This is a genomic window from Streptomyces sp. NPDC019937, assembly GCF_040631655.1.
Classification (GTDB): Bacteria; Actinomycetota; Actinomycetes; order Streptomycetales; family Streptomycetaceae; genus Streptomyces.
The window spans coordinates 52,529-53,123 of sequence record NZ_JBEYAL010000004.1 but is presented as its reverse complement, the minus strand read 5'-3'; the positions used below and the strand labels follow the sequence as shown (position 1 = coordinate 53,123).

1 protein-coding gene is annotated in these 595 nt (G+C 62.7%); it reads right to left on the bottom strand.

From position 1 onward, the window contains the following. Positions 1–595, bottom strand: a 595-nt coding sequence (locus tag ABZ562_RS04990) for a cell envelope integrity protein TolA (RefSeq protein ID WP_361474158.1), incomplete at both ends; no start/stop codon positions are given.

The following is a 595-nucleotide window of genomic DNA, read 5'->3' as shown; positions in this document are numbered from 1 at the left end:
CTTCTGCTGCTGCTCTTCCTGCTTCTGCTCCGCCTGCTTCTGCTGCTCCTCCTGCTTCTTCTCCTGCTCCTGGCGGATCTGCTCCTGCTTCTGCTGCTGCTCCGCCTGCTTCTGCTCGGCCTCCTTCTCCTTCTCCTCCTGCTTCTTCTCCTGCTCGGCCTGCTTGGCCTCCTGCTCCTGGCGGAGCTGCTCCTGCTTGGCCTCTTGTTCGGCTTGCTTCTTCGCCTGTTCCTTGTCCCGCTTCTCCTGCTCGGCCTTCTGCTGATTCACCTGCTGGACCTGGAACGCCTGCGCCTGCTTCTGCGCCTCGTCCTGCTTGGCCTGCTGCTCGGCCTGCTTCTGCTCGGCCTCCTTCTCCTTCTGCTCCTGCTTGGTCTCCTGTTCCTGGCGGATCTGCTCCTGCTTGGCCTCTTGCTCGGCCTGCTTCTGCTCCGCCTCCTTCTCCTTCTGCTCCTGCTTGGCCTCCTGTTCCTGGCGGATCTGCTCCTGCTTCTTCTCCTGCTCGGCCTGCTTCTGCTCCGCCTCCTTCTCCTTCTGCTCCTGCTTGGCCTCCTGTTCCTGGCGGATCTGCTCCTGCTTCTTCTCCTGCTCGGCC